Source organism: Flavobacterium pisciphilum (genome assembly GCF_020905345.1).
In the GTDB taxonomy this organism is placed as follows: domain Bacteria; phylum Bacteroidota; class Bacteroidia; order Flavobacteriales; family Flavobacteriaceae; genus Flavobacterium; species Flavobacterium pisciphilum.
The window spans coordinates 3,742,660-3,760,834 of record NZ_JAJJMO010000001.1 but is presented as its reverse complement, the minus strand read 5'-3'; the positions used below and the strand labels follow the sequence as shown (position 1 = coordinate 3,760,834).

Genomic DNA, 18,175 nt, shown 5'->3' with positions numbered 1-18,175 from the left:
GCAATAGTTTGAAAACTTTTTAAATTTTAGACAACTTCCCAAATTAAAACTAAACCTACTAATCTTGGAACTTCCTAAATCATTTCAATTTTGTTTTGACGTCAGTTTTGAAAAAAATCTGAATGCATATATCCCAACCGCTTATATTGTTGAAGAAACCAACGAAATCAGTTATTTAAATAAAAAAGCAAGTACAGACGTTCTTAAAAGTTTTGGAATTGCTTTCGAAAATTTAGATTCCAATACCAAAAGAATACTAACGGCTTGTGAATCTTTAAAGTCTGAATTTATTTTCAAGAAATTTAGCGCAAAAATCAAATCAGCAAAAACTATTGCTGATTTACAAAAAGACTCTAAAATTGATTTTGCAATTCGCCAGCATCTGCAACTAAATTTAGATTCCTTTTACACCTTAATTGTAAAAGAACAATTTCCGTTATCTATTAACATGGGAGCTGAAAAGGATTTTTATCGTTCGCGAGTTAGCATCAATCCTCTCGATTTTGAGCCTCAAATTCAATTTGACAAACATTCAGAAGGGATTACATATACCCTATCTCTAAAAGAAAACGAAACTACATTTTCACCTATGAATAGTAGTATTGATATGCTGCTGGACGAACCAGGCTGGTTGATTATTGATAAAAAACTAGGACAGCTAAAAGAGCTAAACTCTAAGAAGCTTTCTCCTTTTTTAAAGAAAAAATCAATCGAAATACCATCAAGATTAGTTGATGATTATTTTAAAAATTTCATTCCTGAAATAGCCAAGAAAACTGACATTGAAGCAACAGGTTTTGAAATAGAACTACGTGATAAAATTATTTCATGTACGATTCAACCCGTCTATGATTTCTTTAAAAATTGCTACTATCTCAACCTTCATTTCGATTATAATGGGTATTCATTTGATGCCAGTAAAACTAAAAAAACACATACGTTTGTTGATTTTAGCCTTGCTAATGAGCCTAAAATAATTCAGTTTAAACGAAGCGCAGACGAAGATTTATACACCGAAAAACTACTTGAAATTGGTTTCGTAAAAATTAAAAACGAATTATTTGGATGGAATTCAGATACAGAAACTCCCGATCCTTATGCTAATATTCAACTGGTTATTAATCGTAAAGAAGAGCTAGAAAACTTAGGTTTTACAATCCAAAATTTACAACTGGAAGGCAAAGAAATCATTACAGAAAACCACACTGTTTTATTTTCGAAAGGAGAAACAAAAGAAGATTGGTTTGACATCAAGATAATCATTTCTATTGGAGCCTATACAATCAACTTCAGTGAAATTATTCCAAATATAAAAAACAAAGAGAGGCTCTTTTTATTGCCTGATGGAAACTATTTTTTAATTCCTTTAGAATGGCTTAGTAAATATAGTTCGCTGGCAAAATTAACCAAAACAGAAAATGGAAATCTGCTTTTGCGTAAAAGTAATTTTGCTGCTTTAGATGCGATCCCAGAAATCAAGAACGATGTAAATCCAATTCAAGAAGCTGAATATGTATCTTCTGATTTACTAAAAGCATCTTTAAGACCTTATCAAATTGATGGTGTAAAATGGCTTTTAAGTCATTTTAACTCCAATTTAGGTGCCTGTCTGGCCGATGATATGGGACTTGGTAAAACTTTACAAACCTTAGCTGTTTTGGTTGCAGTACAAGAACAACTTGGATTTACAACAAAAACCACAAATTTTGATTTATTTCAAAATGAAACTATTATCGAAAGAGCCCCCTTAAAAACCTTGATTGTTTTACCGTCTTCGTTGGTTTTTAACTGGTACAACGAATCTCAAAAATTCACACCACATTTTTCAAAAATGCAATATGTTGGTAACGACAGGAAACTATTAGTGAATAGATTAGAATCAACAGATTTAATTTTCACTAGCTACAACATCATTCATCGCGATATTTCTATTTTAGAAAAATATAATTTTCGCTATTTAATTTTGGACGAAAGTCAATATATTAAAAATAAAAATTCTAAAATTTTTAAAGCGATTAACAAAATAAATACAGCTCACAAAATAGCGCTAAGCGGTACTCCAATCGAAAACTCTTTGGATGATTTATGGTCGCAAATGCAATTTATAAATCCAGACATTTTGGGCACTTATAATTTTTTTGCAGAGAATTTTAAAATTCCAATTGAAAAGAAACAAGACGAAATCAGTTTATCAGAATTAAAAAATCTAATTCAGCCTTATATTTTAAGAAGAACCAAAGAGCAGGTTTTAAAAGATTTGCCTGAATTAACAGAGCAGATTTATTACTGCGAAATGGATCCTGAACAAGAGAAATTATATGAAAAAGAGAAATCAAAAGCACGTAATTTTTTACTAAAAACAGATGGTTCCAGCCCAGACAAAATTAGCATTATCAATACTTTGATGAAGTTAAGACAGTTGAGCAATCATCCGAAAATGGTAGATCAGGAGTCAGAAATTGATTCTGGAAAATATATTGCGGTCACTAATTATCTAGAAAATTTAGTAAAAGGGAAACAAAAAACAATCATTTTCAGTTCGTTCGTTACCAATTTGAGCTTTTACACGAATTGGTGTAAAGAAAACAAAATAGATTTTTGTGAGATTACAGGCGAAACTCCTTCTAAGAAAAGAGAACAACAAGTAAATCTGTTTCAGACAAACGAAAATCCTTTACTATTTTTTATCTCACTCAAAGCAGGTGGTGTTGGTTTAAATATCACCAAAGCCTCTTATGTTCTATTCTTAGATCCTTGGTGGAATCCTTTTGCTGAAAAACAAGGTGTGGGAAGAGCACACCGAATTGGGCAATTAAACAAAGTAAATGTTATCCGATTTATTTCGAAAAACACAGTAGAAGAAAAAATAATTAAACTACAGGAAAACAAAAAACTATTATCTGATTCCCTATTAGAAGAAAGTTATATTAACGACGAGATTGGAGTTAATTTAGAATACATATTAGGTTCTTAAAAAACTGCATACTATTACGTTGCATTATTTGTTATATTTACATTTTTGCAACGTAATATATTATGCTAAAATCTATCCTCCGAAAATTAATTTTTGTTTTTGTTTTTACTTCGGCAGCTGCCCAAGTACAATCTGAAATTACCCCACCATATAATATCAAAACGGTTACGTTTGTACAAAGCGGACAAAATGTTGTTCCGATATTCGAATTAGGAAGTGAAATTCAATTACAATTTGATGATCTTTTTGGCAATGAAGCTGATTATTACTACGAAATAACACACTGTAATTATAATTGGATTCCATCTGATATTCCTAAAACTGATTACCTACAAGGATTCGATGGACAAAGAATTACCAATTACACCAATTCCTTTAATACATTACAAATATATTCACACTATAAGCTCTCATTCCCAAACCCAAACACTCAATTATTGATTACAGGGAATTACATTCTAAAAATTCTGAATGAAGATAGAGAAGTTGTTTTTTCTAGAAAGTTTATTGTCTATGAAAATTTAGTTACAGTTCCTGCACAAGTAAAAAGAAGTCGAACAGTAAGCAATATCGAATATAAACACAATCTAGATTTTGCCATAAAATCCAATACTCTTAATTTTCAAACCCCTTTACAAAGTGTAAAAGTGCTTTTATTACAAAATGGTAATTTTAACACAGGAATAAAAAATGTTCCACCGCAATATACTATTGGGAATGACTTGATATACAAATACAATGACGAAACTCAATTCTGGGCAGGAAATGAATTTTTATATTTTGAGAACAAAGACATCCGTAACGCTGGTAACAACGTAGGAAAAGTAGATTCAAGTAAAGACATTTATAATTCTTACCTATATACTAACCAAGCTAGAGGAAACTTTCCTTACACAAACTATCAGGACATAAACGGTAACTTTGTTGTAAAAAACATAAATGCCTCAAATAATGAGGTTGAAGCCGATTATGCATGGGTTTATTTTACACTTTCGGCACCTGCTTTCCGTCTTAATAAAGACATTTATATTAACGGAATGTTCAATAATTACGGATTAACTCCTGAGAATAAAATGGAGTATAATTCTGAGAAAGGCGTCTATGAAAAAGCAATAATGATAAAGCAGGGATTTACTAATTATCAGTATCAAATAGCAGACAGAAAAGGAGTAATCGATTTTGAAAATGCGATTGATGGTAATTTTTATCAAACCGAGAATGAATATACCATATTGGTTTATTATCGTGAGAGCAGTGACCGTTATGACCATGTAATCGGAAAAGGATCTGCTAACTCATTGAATATCATCAACTAAAAAACATTTAGGAAATGATTCTTTTAAATCATTTTTTTTTGTAAATTTGCTTCTATTACGCACATATATAACACTTTAGTATGGTTTCTCAAATAACAAGAGGCATAAAAATTTCCGTTTTAACTAGTTTTGAAGGTACTTACTTCAAGAACTATAAGATTCATTTTGCCTTTAGCTATGTAGTTACTATTGAAAATCATAGCAAAGATTCTGTACAACTTACTTCACGCCATTGGGAAATTTTTGATTCATTAAATGATATCGAAATAGTTGATGGTGAAGGCGTAATAGGCAAAAAACCAGTTTTAAAACCTGGCGAATTTCATACCTACAGTTCAGGTTGCTTACTATCATCTCCATACGGAGCAATGAAAGGATATTTCAATATGGTAAACTTTACAACTACAAAAATTTTCAAAGTTATAGTGCCTACTTTTAGAATGTGTGCACCATTTGCATTGAACTAATTTCTTTATCGCATAGAAATATTTTATAATTAACTTATAACAAAATTATCAGATTATTAATTTAACCTTCGTACTTTTGTAGAGCGTTAGATAATTCGTATAAAATGAATTATCCAACTGTTAATTTGTCTAATTATCTAATTTTAAACAATATGCTAAAAGGATTTTTTCATGTACCTAAAGCGGTAAACGAACCCGTAAAAGGATATGCACCAAACTCACCAGAAAAAGCAGCAGTACAAGCAGCTTATACTTCAATGTGGAACTCTAAAATTGATGTTCCTTTATATATTGGAAGTGAAGAGATTAAAACCGGAAATACTAAAAACATAACAGCTCCTCATGACCACAAACATGTAGTAGGAACTTACCACTTAGCCGAAAAAACACATATAGAAAAAGCAATCGCTAATGCACTTGAAGCAAAAGATGCATGGGCAAATATGGCATGGGAACAACGTGCTGCTATTTTCTTAAAAGCTGCTGAACTTATTGCTGGTCCTTACAGAGCTAGAATAAATGCAGCTACAATGATTGGACAATCAAAAAACATTCACCAAGCAGAGATTGATGCTTCTTGTGAATTGATTGATTTCTTGCGTTACAATGTTGAGTTCATGACTCAAATTTATGCAGATCAACCAAAATCAGATTCTACAACTTGGAATCGCCTTGAATACAGACCTCTAGAAGGTTTCGTTTACGCGATTACTCCTTTTAACTTTACTGCTATTGCTGCAAATCTTCCTGCAAGTGCTGCAATGATGGGGAATGTTGTAATATGGAAACCAAGTGATAGCCAAGTATTTTCTACTAAAATTATCATCGATGTATTTAAAGAAGCTGGAGTTCCAGACGGTGTAATAAATGTAGTTTTTGGTGATGCATTAATGATTACTGATACTGTATTAGCAAGTCGTGATTTTGCAGGAGTTCACTTTACAGGTTCAACTCATGTATTTAAAGACATTTGGGCAAAAATCGGTGCAAACATTCACCATTACAAAACTTACCCAAGAATCGTAGGTGAAACTGGTGGTAAAGATTTTATCATTGCTCATCCAAGTGCTAATGCAAAACAAGTTTCAACTGGAATTGTACGTGGAGCATTCGAATTTCAAGGACAAAAATGTTCTGCTGCTTCAAGAGCTTATATTCCACAAAGTTTATGGCCAACTATTAAAGAACAATTAATCACTGATGTGAAATCTATGAAAATGGGTTCACCAGAAGATTTTGGAAACTTTATTACTGCTGTTATTCACGAAGGATCATTTGATAAATTAGCTAGTTTTATTGACCAAGCTAAAAAAGATGCTGATGCTGAAATTATTGTTGGTGGAAATTACGATAAATCAGTTGGATACTTTATTGAACCAACTATAATTGTAACTACAAACCCTAAATATACTACAATGGAAACCGAATTATTCGGACCAGTAATCACTATTTATGTGTATGAAGATGCAAAATGGGAAGAGACTTTAGAATTAGTTGACACTACTTCTGAATATGCTCTTACTGGAGCTGTATTTAGTCAAGACCGTTACGCTATTGAAGTAGCTACAACTAAACTACAGAATGCTGCAGGTAACTTCTACATTAATGATAAGCCAACAGGAGCTGTTGTAGGAATGCAACCATTTGGTGGTGCTAGAGCATCAGGAACAAATGACAAAGCAGGTTCTGCATTAAACTTATTGCGTTGGGCTTCTCCAAGAACAATAAAAGAAACTTTTGTAACTCCAGAAGATTATAGATATCCGTTTTTAGGAGAATAATCTCTAAAGTTTAAAAAACTATAAAAAAACCCACAAGCTTCAAATATTTTGAAACTTGTGGGTTTTGCTTTTCATATAAAAAATTTAATCATACAGCTGTTTTATTTGTAATACTTTTCGTTCTTTACTGATTTTCAAAAACATACAGCCAATAAAATACCCTATCGTGCTATTTTTAAAACTTATCATGATATAGAAAAAATGAAGCACTCCTGTAAATTTGAGAATTCTTGATTAACCTAATAAACTTAAGAAACAAAACAAATGTTCATATGTAAAAATTAAATTTAAGAAATTATGCAAACTATTGAAAAAGCGCCTAAAATAATCCGCGAAGCCAAAAGCATAAATCATCCAATTGATTTTAAATGGAATGGAAAAATAATGGAGAAACTTATCGATCCAGCTGAAAATCATAACAAGCTAGAACTTGCCTTAACAGGTATTAGTCACAAAGCTTCTTTAGGATTAACAGCAGCTCTACTCGAATGGGTATATTGGCGATATAAAAACCATAGCGAATCATCTCAAGAAATGAAACAGCGTATTGAAGCACTGTGGTGTTCTGTATCAAATCCTGAACATACCAAACCACTAGTTTTTGACCTCAATATGAATGCTCCTGCATCTGGACCTGTAGACGGACCACTGTGGGTTGCACTTATGAATGTAAGAATGATAGATGTACTACGCCGAAAAGGATCTTACTATTTACAAAGCGAAATTGTTGGTCTCGCACTGCTCGCACGTCATGTCTCACCTAAGAAAAAAATATTTAATCAATGGCTTAAAAATACTTTAAAACAACTTACACAATTATTTCCTTGTCAATATGCTTATGACGATTTAAACAATAACGATGAAGTATATAATCCTTCTGCAGAACCTGTAATATGTCGTGATTTTTTCTTTGATCCTTATTATAAGCACACCGCAAAATCTTCAGAAATTGCAATTAAAAATTTTATAGCAAGATTAGACTACGAAATAAATCCTTTTTTAAACTATCCAAGCGAAGCTCGCTAGACAGATATATTATATCTAAAAACCAAAAACACAAGTTTCTATTGATTTGAAACTTGTGTTTTTTTTTATCAAATAAAATTAAAATTTATTCTCTACTTCTGCAGCTTGTAACATCAAATAGTGCAAGTCAGTATTTTTTACAAAAGGTTTTAAAAGTTCACTTCCTGGACCAAACATTGCCAACTCAACATAATCAGCAGAGTGATCCATACTAATCCAGCCTACAGAGTTTATTTTACCCTGCATTTCTGCAAAAGCTTTATAAGGTAATTTTTTGTAGTTATACAATCCGTCTTCCTTATGCAATCCATCATAATAACTCAAAACTGTTTTGGCATCTTCATCTGAAACAGAATGTCCATTTGCCTTTTCAATAATCTCTTTTACTTGAGAGATTGAAGAATCTGGTTTAATTTGATTTAAAATCCATTCGTTAGTCTGAGTGTATTTCTGGATACTATCAAAATTCTCATTTGCGTATTTGCCATAAATAATTCCTGGATTGGCATTCCCGTGGTCAGTAGTGATAATAACTAAAGTCTCTTTGTCTTTTTCAGCAAAATCAATTGCAATTTTTACCGTTTCATCAAACTCAATTTGATCGTTAATCAAACCTGCAATATCATTTCCGTGAGCAGCCCAATCCACTTTTCCACTTTCTATCTGCAAAACAAAACCATTTTTATGGTCTTTCATTCTATCAATAGCTTTCTGAGCCATTTCGGCTAAACTTGGAATTGTTTTCTTAAGATTCTCATCACTATTTCTATCTACATAATATGGAAGACCATCTTCTGAAAATACTCCTAAAATAGGTTTAGAATTAGAAGCCGCATCCATATCAGAGCGTGTTTTTACAACCTGATATCCTTTTGCTTTAAAAGCAGCATACATATCCTTTTTATCTTTTCTCACCTCTGAGCTAAAATAATTTGCCCCTCCACCCATCATAACATCAAAACCAAGATCTAAATATTGTTCGGCAATATCATCTTGAGCATTTCTACTTTTACTGTTTACACAGAAACCTGCAGGAGTTGCATGAGTGATTGGAACTGTAGTTACGCAACCAGCCATTTTTCCAGCCTTTTTGAATTTTTGCCAAATAGGTAAATGCGGTTCTCCTTGAGGACTCACATTAAGCACTCCGTTGTTTACTCTAAAACCACCACCCCATGAAGAACTAGCAGCCGATGAATCGGTCACAATAGAACTGGCAGAAGCAGTATCCATCAACGCTCTCGAAACTCTATTGTCTTTATACAACTGAATCCAATTGGATCCTTTTCCTGTTTTTCTATTTAGGTACAAATCGGCCATATTTAATGTCCCCGTACTCATCCCATCACTAACTAAAAGAATAATATTTTTGGCTTTCTTATTTTTATTAACTGATTCTAAATCCAAAATATTAGCTGAACCCTGAAAAGGATTCATCACTGCTGCTCCAATTGTAAATAAAGAGCCATTTCTAAAAAACTTCCTTCTATCCATCATTTCTTTGTTTGGTAAGTATTTCAAAGATAAAAAAATACACTTAGCAACAAAATTATCTTTGTGTTATGACAATCAAACATCAACTTAAAATGCAAAAACCCCATCAAATGATAGGGTTTTTATATTAAATCGTATTCGATAAAGTTAAACAGTAAACTTCAAAGGGAGGTGAACTACTTTTTTGGTTTCAAAAAATTCATCCTCAAAGAAATCTGCTAAATTATATTCTGTTGCTTTAGGAAAATCTTTTAGTTCTTCAGTTAAATCTCCACCTTTAAGGTATAAAATTCCATTTTTAAGTTCGTGTTTGTGTTTTTTCTTGATTTTGTCTTTAATCCAAGAAACAAAATCAGGCATATTAGTCACTGCACGGCTTACAATAAAATCAAAATCTCCTTTTACATTTTCAGCACGAAGCTGTTCTGCTTTTACATTCTTCAAATCCAAAGCATCAACAACACCCTGAACCACTTTTATTTTTTTAGCAATAACATCAATCAAATAAAAACGAGTTTCTGGGAAAAGAATCGCCAAAGGAATTCCAGGAAATCCACCACCAGTACCTACATCAAGAACATAAGTCCCTGGTTCAAATTTTGTGATTTTTGCAATTCCAAGAGAATGCAAAATATGTTTAGTGTATAATGCGTCAATATCTTTACGTGATATTACGTTTATTTTTTCATTCCAATCATGGTATAAAAAATCTAATTTTTGAAATTGTTCTTTTTGAGTGTCAGTCAAATCAGGAAAATATTTCAGAATCTCATCCATCGGTCTATTTTTTTAACAAAAGTACTACTTTACAGTTGAAATATTTAACTCAATTTTGTAAATTGAAAATTTATAATAATTACCTTTGAGCACTATTTAAATTTCTTATGAATAAGACCATACCAACATTTGCTAAGCAAGACAATTTAAAGTTTTTCAGAACGCTTAACTCGCGGGTGAACAGTTACTTTAAAGACAATAATATCCAAAAGACAGGAAATTGGAAACTTCATTTAAAAGCTATAATCCTATTTACAGTTTTTCTTGCTCCTTATTTTTTGATACTTACACTCAATATGCCGTTTTGGGCTCATTTACTATTAACCATCGTTATGGGAATTGGAATGGCTGGAATTGGAATGAATGTAATGCATGATGGAAATCACGGTTCTTACTCGACCAAAAGTTGGGTAAACAAAATCATGGGAGGAAGTATTTATGTCCTTGCAGGAAACGTACATAACTGGCAAGTACAACACAATGTGTTACACCACACCTATACTAATATCCATGGTCATGACGAAGATCTTGACGCAGGAAGAATTATTCGTTTTACACAAAATGCTGAATGGCACCGTTTTCATAAATTCCAACATTACTATTCATTTTTCCTTTACGGATTATTGACTTTCAATTGGGCTTTAACAACCGATTTTAAGCAAATGAAAAACTACATAAAAAGAAAATTATCTTATGGAACACCACAAAGTCCTGCCAAATTATGGACTGTATTGGTAATCACAAAAATTATTTATGTATTAATCTGGATGGCACTACCAATGCTTTTAGGTATTGTATGGTGGAAAGTTGTTATTGGATTCTTTGTAATGCACTATACAGCAGGATTAATTTTAAGTATTGTATTCCAATTAGCACACGTAGTTGAAGAGACTGCAAACCCAGTTCCAAATGAAGATGGCGAAATTGAAAACACTTGGGCAATTCACCAATTGTATACTACAGCTAATTTTGCTCCAAAGAACAAAGTAATAAACTGGTTTACAGGCGGATTAAATCACCAAATTGAACACCACATTTTCCCTAATATATGCCACATCCATTACGGGAAAATTGCAGAAATTGTAAAACAAACTGCAATCGAATGCAACTTGCCATATCATGAATTTAAAACTACGAGAAGCGCAATTTTGGCACACTACAAACATTTACGAGATTTAGGAATGAAACCTAAACTAGCATAATTGTTAAGATAAAGACACAACATCTTAACGACAATAATCTAATAACAAACCACAATTAACTACAGCAATGAATCACATTCTTTCGGACAGAATTAACAATTTAGCTACATCACAAACCTTGGCAATGGCTGCTTTAGCACGTGAATTAAAAGCACAAGGAAAAGACATTATAAGTTTAAGTTTAGGTGAACCAGACTTTAATACACCAGATTTTATTAAAGAGGCTGTTAAAAAAGCAGTTGACGAAAATTACAGCACCTATTCTCCAGTAGAAGGTTACTTAGAATTAAGAGAAGCAATTTGCAAAAAATTCAAAAGAGATAACGGATTAGATTACAAACCTACTCAAATTGTAGTTTCTACAGGAGCAAAACAATCTTTATACAACATTGCACAAGTAATGTTAAATGATGGTGACGAGGTTATTTTGCCAGCACCATACTGGGTTTCTTATTTTGAAATCGTAAAACTTTCAGGAGGTGTTCCTGTTGAAGTTCCAACATCTGTAGATACAGATTTTAAAATTACGCCTGAGCAATTAGAAGCAGCAATCACACCTAAAACAAAAATGATGTGGTTTAGTTCTCCTTGTAATCCTTCTGGATCTGTTTACAGTAGAGAAGAATTAACTGCCCTTGCAAAAGTTTTAGAAAAACACCCAAATATATACGTAGTTGCTGACGAAATTTATGAGCACATCAATTTCTCTGGAACTTTCTGCAGCATCGGTTCAATTCCGGGAATGTTAGAAAAAACAATCACTGTAAATGGAGTTGCAAAAGCATTCGCAATGACAGGATACAGAGTTGGTTATATTGGAGCTCCTGAATTCATTGCAAAAGCATGTACAAAAATTCAAGGACAAGTAACTTCTGGAGCAAATTCTGTGGCACAACGTGCTACAATTACTGCAGTAGATGCTGATCCAAGTGTATTAAACCACATGGTTAAGGCTTTCCACGGTCGTAGAGACTTAGTTGTGGGATTATTAAAAGAAATTCCTGGAGTAAAAATCAACGTTCCAGAAGGAGCATTTTATGTATTCCCAGACGTTTCTTCTTTCTTCGGAAAAACATTAAAAGGAACAGAAATTAAAGATGCAAACGATTTATCAATGTATCTTTTAGGAGAAGCTAACGTAGCAACTGTAACAGGTGATGCTTTTGGAAATCCAAACTGTATTCGTTTCTCTTATGCAACAAGCGAAGACATTTTAAAAGAAGCTTTACGCAGAATCAAAGAAGCTTTAACAGCTTAATCAAGATTCAAATTATATAAATCAAAGCCTCAGGAATTTTCTTGAGGCTTTTTTTGTTAACATTACATTTAAAAAATCGACAAAATTATATTACTATATTTGATAACAAATCATAAGAACATTCGTTAACCACATCCCTTTGTAATAGTAGTATTCTAAATCTCCTAAAAATAAAAATCAATAACTAAACCAATTTGATTAACTATGAAACAACCACTTATCTGTTTTATTTTATTTTTGATTAGTAATTTCATTTCTGGGCAAACTAAACAAGATAGTCTGGAAATAAAAAGAGCCACTCTTGATTATATCGAATCGCAGCACGTACCAAACCCAAAACAAATGGAACGAGCATTACATCCAAGAATGGTTAAGCGAACATTTTGGAAAGACAAAGCAACAGGCAAAGATTATGTTCGTGAAACAACTACAGAATCTATGGTTTTACTTGCAGAAAGTTACAACAAGAATGGAGATAAGTTTCCACCTTTACCAAAAAAGGATGTCAAACTTCTTGATGTTTCAGAACGAACAGCTTCTGTAAAATTGATTGCCGATGACTGGATTGATTATATGCATCTTGTTAAAATCAACGGTTCTTGGAAGATCATCAATGTTCTTTGGGAGTTTAATGACATCAATCAACATTAATAGACCTTATAATTAAAGCAAAGAAAACTGCTCGGTTAATTATAACTAAGCAGTTTTTTTTTATAGTTAATCGATTAACAAAGCCGCTATATCTTTTGTGAGTGCGGTTGGAGAGTTGCAATCACAATTACTCAGTCCTATTACATAAATTTGCTTAGTAGGCTCATAAACACCCATCGATTTAAAACCAAAAATACTGCCTCCGTGCTCGCGTACAAGTTTTCCATTCAACTCTTTTATATGCCAGCCATATCCGTAATCAATTTTATCACCATTATTTAATTTATAATTAGTGAATACCTTTTCTGTAGTATTAGAATTAAGCAATATGTTAGTGTCAATTGCATTTTGCCATTTTAACATATCATCCACATTTGACATTATCGACCCTGATGCATAAGGAATAGAAAAACTAATATAAGCTGCATTTACAATCCCCTCTTTATCTCGATATCCTGAAACTCTATTTTTTATTATTCTCTCATGGCTTGCATAATGGGTATTCATCATTCCTATCTTCTCAAAGATATTCTGACTAACAAACTCCTGATACGTCTGACCCGATGCAATTTCAATAATATACCCTAAGAGAACATAACCTGAATTACAATACTTAAACTGTTCGCCAGGTTTAAAATTTACTGGTTCATTCTTAAAAAAATCAATTAATTCTTTAGGCGATAAATCACTTCTAGCGATATTTTTAATTGATTCCATACTTGTAAAATCCTTAATTCCCGAAGTGTGTGTTAATAAATGATGAATTGTAATCCTATTTCCGTTCGTTGGGTAATCCGGAATAAACTTTGTGATTTCATCATTAAGTTTAAGCTTTCCTTGCTCAGCTAGCATCAAAATAGAAACAGCCGTAAATTGTTTTGTCATCGATCCAATTTCAAAAATAAATTCAGGTTTCATATTTATATCAAATTCTAGATTTGCCATTCCAAAAGCCTTTCGATATATGATTTTTCCCTTTTTAACAGCCATAAAAACAGCTCCAGGATTTCCAGGTTTGAACTTTGAAGTTATTAAACTATCTATTTTCCTATCCAGATTTTGAGCAAATAGTGCCAAATTCGAAATTAAAAATAGTACAATAAAAAATTTTGAGATTGTTTTCATTTTGCGATTAATTAGTGATTGATGAAAACTTTGACGGCTTCAATATCCTTTTGGTTACAAAACAAAAAGAAACATGCCCAAAATTTAAAGTTTATGACATTACTTTTATTAGTATTTTTAGCAACAAAAATAAAGACCTCTTTTTTACAGCACAAAACTTTTTTACCATGCTCTTTTTGTATAACTCTCATAAAGCAACAAAAATGAAAAATACAATTTCTGCAATTTTATTAATGCTAACAATAGAAATGCTAACAATACCATGTAATGCCCAAAAAGGCACAACATCAAATGAATCGAAACCTTACATACCAGTATCTAAGGAATTATTCGACACTATTGTAAAAATGGATCATATTGTTTTTGATACTGCTAACAAAGGTGATTTAGAAAAACTAAAAACTTTATTTACCGAAGATCTTGAATTCTTTCATGACACAGGAGGACTCGACAATTATACAAAAACAATGGAAAACTTTCAGCGAATTTTCACCAATTATGGATATACCAGAAGAGTTCTTGTAGAAGGAAGTATTGAAGTTTACCCTATTAAAGATTATGGAGCAATACAAACTGGAGTACATAAATTCTGTCGGCTTGAAAACGGAGAACTTATAAATTGCGGAACTTATAAATTCACCCATGTCTGGAAAAAAACGCCAACAGGCTGGAAAATTTCAAGAGTAATTAGTTACGGACATTAAACGCAATAAAACTATAAAACATTACAAACCAAAAAAACATCTAAATTATGACTTCTGTATTTCAGAAAATTTTTATCATTATTACTTTTACACTATTTTTTTCTAATCTAACAAAAGCCCAACCAAGAAAAGGCGAATTTATTAATGTCGCAGCAGGCTTAGGACTGACCTCCCCTTATGACGAAACTGACATAGACGGCACTGGTTTTTATGCACAAGGAGAATATGTATTTGGTTTTACCAAATGGTTCAGCTTAAGGCCTTATGTCGGACTTGTTTTAACATCAACCAATCAAAATTCCAATCACCAGAACCAACCTGAGTACAAAGTAACAACTAATGCTTTTTTAATTGGTGGAAAAGCCCGTATTTGTGCACCTCTACCATGGGTTGCTCCATATGTCGAGATTGGTATTGGTACTTCTATTGGCTCATTTGAAACCTATACACCATTAACTACAATAAAAAAGAAGGGACTATTGATGCATGTACCTTTCAGTATTGGTTTAGCATTAGGTCGCAAAAATAATTTCGATGTGGCATTTACATATTATTACACATCAGCTGCAGAACAATTTTCAGGAGCAGCGGCCATAGGCTTTACTTTCCCTGTGAAATGGTAATACCAAAAAACTACTAATTTCAATTCTCTCCTAAATTTAACTAGAGAAAAAAGGCAATTATTTTGATTAAAACCGGTACCACCCAAAAAACTAATTAGCTACTAAATCAAGTAGTTTTTGTTTTTTATATAAATTGAAAAACCTATATTTTATATCAAAAAAACCAAGTAAGACAAACATTAAACATTTTACAAATGAAAAAAGTAATTCTAGATTTAGCTGTAACATTAGATGGCTTTATTGAAGGTCCAAACGGAGAAGTTGATTGGTGTATCATGGATGATGATATGGATTTTGATGGATTTTTATCAAGCGTCGATACTATTTTTTATGGTAGAGTAAGTTATGATATATGGGGCAATTACCAACCGGAAACTAATGCTAGTCCAGAAGAACAAACGCTATGGAAAGCATTACATTCAAAGGAAAAATTTGTTTTTTCAAGTCAAACTAAACACGATGACAAAGCCACTTTTATAAATACTGATATAGTCAACAAAGTAACTGAAATTAAAAAACAAGGCGAAAAGATATATGGTTATATGGTGGAGCAAGTCTTATTAAAACTTTCATTGAATTAAACCTCATAGATATATACAAAATATCAGTACACCCAATAGCCTTAGGAAGCGGAAAACCATTGTTTGAAAACTTAAAAGAACGAATAGAATTGAGTTTAATTAATACCAATGTTTTCAAATCGGGAGTTGTTCAGCTTACTTACGAAGCAAATAAAAACAAACCTTAAACATCATCATTCCATATTAGTTAAGTATTTCAAAAAAAGTCACTTCAGCATTAGCAAACTCGATTTATTTATAAGAACTTTGCAGACTTTTTTCCGTGAATCCCACAAAAGCCTAAAGTATTAAAAATGAAGAAGAAGATCGAAATATTAGCTCCAGCTAAAGATTTAATCCAAGGAATGGCTGCCATAAATAGCGGCGCCGATGCCGTTTATATTGGTGCTCCATTATACGGAGCACGTTCTAATGCTACAAACTCAATTGAAGATGTTGCCGCATTGGTAAAATACGCACACTTATTTAACGCTCAGGTTTTTGTAGTTATCAATACCATTTTATACGACAACGAACTAGAAACGTGTCGTTTAATGATTTGGGATTTATACAAAATTGGTGTTGATGCATTGATTATTCAAGATATGGCGATTATGGAAATGGACTTACCTCCTATCGTACTTCACGCAAGTACACAAGCCAATAATCGTGATGCTGATAAAATAAAATTCTTAAAAGATGCCGGAATAAAACGTGTGGTTTTAGCACGCGAATTAAACTTGCATCAAATAAAAGACATCTACGACAAAGCTGATGTTGAATTAGAATTTTTCGTTACTGGTGCATTATGTGTATCATTCAGTGGAAACTGTTATATGAGTGTGGCTAATGGAGAACGAAGTGCAAACCGTGGTTCTTGTGCTCAAAACTGTCGTTTACCTTATAACTTAATCGACGGAAACGGAGAAACATTAATCAAAAACAGTCACTTACTTTCTATTAAAGATTTTGATGTTTCAGACCAAATTCCAAATCTGGTTGAAGCAGGAATTGTTTCTTTCAAAATCGAAGGCCGACTAAAAGATATCGTTTATGTAAAAAATAACGTTTCGTACTTACGCCAAAAATTAGACACTTTCCTAGAAGGAAGTGATAAATACACTAAAGCTTCTTCTGGAAAATGCACCTATACTTTTGATTCTGCTCTAGACAAAAGTTTTAACCGCGGTTACACTGACTATTTTGTAAACGAAAGACATAGTTCAATCGGTTCTTGGGAAAGTCCAAAATCAAAAGGACAATATATTGGTAAATTAATTAAAACCGTTGGAAACGCTTACGAAATTGAGAACGGCGAATTATTAAATAATGGTGACGGACTTTGTTTTATCAATGAAAATAATGAAGCAGAGGGAATTTACGTTAACAAATCAGAAAATGGTTTGGCTTATCCTAACGTTTTAAAAGAAATTAAAGACGGTACTTTTATTTACCGTAATAACGATGCTGCTTTCATCAAAATTGTAGAAAGAGAAGACAGTGCGATTCGTAAAATCAGCACTACTTTATTGCTTACAGAAAATGAAAATGGTTTCGAATTAATCGCTACTGACGAAGATGGAAATGTAAGTATTGTGAATTTAGTTCACCCTAAAGAGCAAACCAAAAACAACGAATCTATCGCAGAAAACTTTAAAACCAATTTAGCAAAAACAGGTTTTACACCTTATAGTGCTGATGAAATTACTGTAATGTTCTCTCAAAACTGGTTCCTTCCTATTTCAAAAGTCAACGAAATGAGAAGAACGGTTTACGAACAATTATCAGAAATTCGTTTAGCCAATTACAAACGTGAAGAACACCAAATGGTAAAAACTTCACATCCTTACCCAGAAACTAAATTGGACTTTATGTACAACGTTTCAAACAAAACGGCTCGTAAGTTTTACGAACGTCATGGCGTAACCGAAATCGAAAAAGCATTTGAGTTACAATGGGATCCAGGAAAATCTCGTGTAATGACTACCAAATATTGCATCAAATACGAATTAAAAAAATGCCCAATACACCAAAAAGATATTGTAGGTGTAAAAGTCAAAGAACCATTGGTATTAAAACAAGGCGAACTAGAATACAAACTAAAATTCAACTGTAAACCTTGTGAAATGGAAATTTGGGAAAAAGATGCCGAATTTGAAATTGAAGAAGATCATTTTCATTAAAAAAACAAAAGCGATACTTTCTAGAAAGTATCGC

Annotated in this window: 14 protein-coding genes and 1 pseudogene; 12 read left to right on the top strand and 3 right to left on the bottom strand. The window is 32.4% G+C overall.

Going from position 1 to position 18,175, the window contains the following annotated elements; translation table 11 throughout:
* Positions 1-64: 64 nt before the first annotated feature.
* From LNQ49_RS16005 to LNQ49_RS15985, 5 genes are all read left to right on the top strand, one after another.
* Complete coding sequence (locus LNQ49_RS16005) at positions 65-2,974, top strand: DEAD/DEAH box helicase (RefSeq protein ID WP_229990030.1); 2,910 nt, start codon at positions 65-67, stop codon at positions 2,972-2,974.
* 62 nt (positions 2,975-3,036) lie between these two features.
* On the top strand, positions 3,037-4,290 hold the full coding sequence (locus LNQ49_RS16000; RefSeq protein WP_229990029.1) for a type IX secretion system plug protein: 1,254 nt from the start codon (positions 3,037-3,039) through the stop codon (positions 4,288-4,290).
* A gap of 80 nt (positions 4,291-4,370) precedes the next feature.
* A complete protein-coding gene (gene apaG, locus LNQ49_RS15995; RefSeq protein ID WP_035618015.1) occupies positions 4,371-4,757 on the top strand; it encodes a Co2+/Mg2+ efflux protein ApaG in 387 nt (128 codons plus the stop codon).
* A 152-nt stretch (positions 4,758-4,909) separates the two neighbouring features.
* Positions 4,910-6,538, top strand: a complete 1,629-nt coding sequence (gene pruA / locus LNQ49_RS15990; RefSeq protein WP_229991344.1) for an L-glutamate gamma-semialdehyde dehydrogenase — start codon at positions 4,910-4,912, stop codon at positions 6,536-6,538.
* Positions 6,539-6,835: 297 nt separating this feature from the next.
* Complete coding sequence (locus LNQ49_RS15985) at positions 6,836-7,564, top strand: hypothetical protein (RefSeq protein ID WP_229990028.1); 729 nt, start codon at positions 6,836-6,838, stop codon at positions 7,562-7,564.
* A gap of 78 nt (positions 7,565-7,642) precedes the next feature.
* On the opposite strand, the gene LNQ49_RS15980 is transcribed toward LNQ49_RS15985, so the two are convergent.
* A complete protein-coding gene (locus LNQ49_RS15980) occupies positions 7,643-9,058 on the bottom strand; it encodes an alkaline phosphatase (protein WP_229991343.1) in 1,416 nt (471 codons plus the stop codon).
* Between the two features lie 147 nt (positions 9,059-9,205).
* Positions 9,206-9,835 (bottom strand): 16S rRNA (guanine(527)-N(7))-methyltransferase RsmG, encoded by a 630-nt coding sequence (gene rsmG / locus LNQ49_RS15975; protein WP_229990027.1) that lies wholly within the window; start codon positions 9,833-9,835, stop codon positions 9,206-9,208.
* A gap of 107 nt (positions 9,836-9,942) precedes the next feature.
* Between rsmG and LNQ49_RS15970 the strand changes: the two genes are divergently transcribed.
* The 3 genes from LNQ49_RS15970 (at position 9,943) to LNQ49_RS15960 (ending at position 12,946) form a co-directional block, all read left to right on the top strand.
* Entirely contained in the window at positions 9,943-11,037 is a 1,095-nt protein-coding gene (locus LNQ49_RS15970) for a fatty acid desaturase family protein (protein WP_229990026.1), read from the top strand.
* Between the two features lie 67 nt (positions 11,038-11,104).
* Entirely contained in the window at positions 11,105-12,295 is a 1,191-nt protein-coding gene (locus LNQ49_RS15965; RefSeq protein WP_229990025.1) for a pyridoxal phosphate-dependent aminotransferase, read from the top strand.
* A 204-nt stretch (positions 12,296-12,499) separates the two neighbouring features.
* Complete coding sequence (locus tag LNQ49_RS15960) at positions 12,500-12,946, top strand: nuclear transport factor 2 family protein (RefSeq protein WP_229990024.1); 447 nt, start codon at positions 12,500-12,502, stop codon at positions 12,944-12,946.
* A gap of 66 nt (positions 12,947-13,012) precedes the next feature.
* On the opposite strand, the gene LNQ49_RS15955 is transcribed toward LNQ49_RS15960, so the two are convergent.
* Entirely contained in the window at positions 13,013-14,071 is a 1,059-nt protein-coding gene (locus LNQ49_RS15955) for a serine hydrolase domain-containing protein (protein ID WP_229990023.1), read from the bottom strand.
* 203 nt (positions 14,072-14,274) lie between these two features.
* On the opposite strand from LNQ49_RS15955, the gene LNQ49_RS15950 reads away from it, so the two are divergent.
* The 4 genes and pseudogenes from LNQ49_RS15950 to LNQ49_RS15935 all read left to right on the top strand — a co-directional run bounded on the left by LNQ49_RS15950 (position 14,275) and on the right by LNQ49_RS15935 (position 18,141).
* On the top strand, positions 14,275-14,775 hold the full coding sequence (locus tag LNQ49_RS15950; RefSeq protein WP_229990022.1) for a nuclear transport factor 2 family protein: 501 nt from the start codon (positions 14,275-14,277) through the stop codon (positions 14,773-14,775).
* Between the two features lie 47 nt (positions 14,776-14,822).
* Positions 14,823-15,398 (top strand): outer membrane beta-barrel protein, encoded by a 576-nt coding sequence (locus LNQ49_RS15945; protein ID WP_229990021.1) that lies wholly within the window; start codon positions 14,823-14,825, stop codon positions 15,396-15,398.
* A gap of 194 nt (positions 15,399-15,592) precedes the next feature.
* Positions 15,593-16,146, top strand: a pseudogene (locus LNQ49_RS15940) (dihydrofolate reductase family protein).
* 126 nt (positions 16,147-16,272) lie between these two features.
* Positions 16,273-18,141 (top strand): peptidase U32 family protein, encoded by a 1,869-nt coding sequence (locus LNQ49_RS15935; RefSeq protein WP_229990020.1) that lies wholly within the window; start codon positions 16,273-16,275, stop codon positions 18,139-18,141.
* Positions 18,142-18,175: the final 34 nt, after the last annotated feature.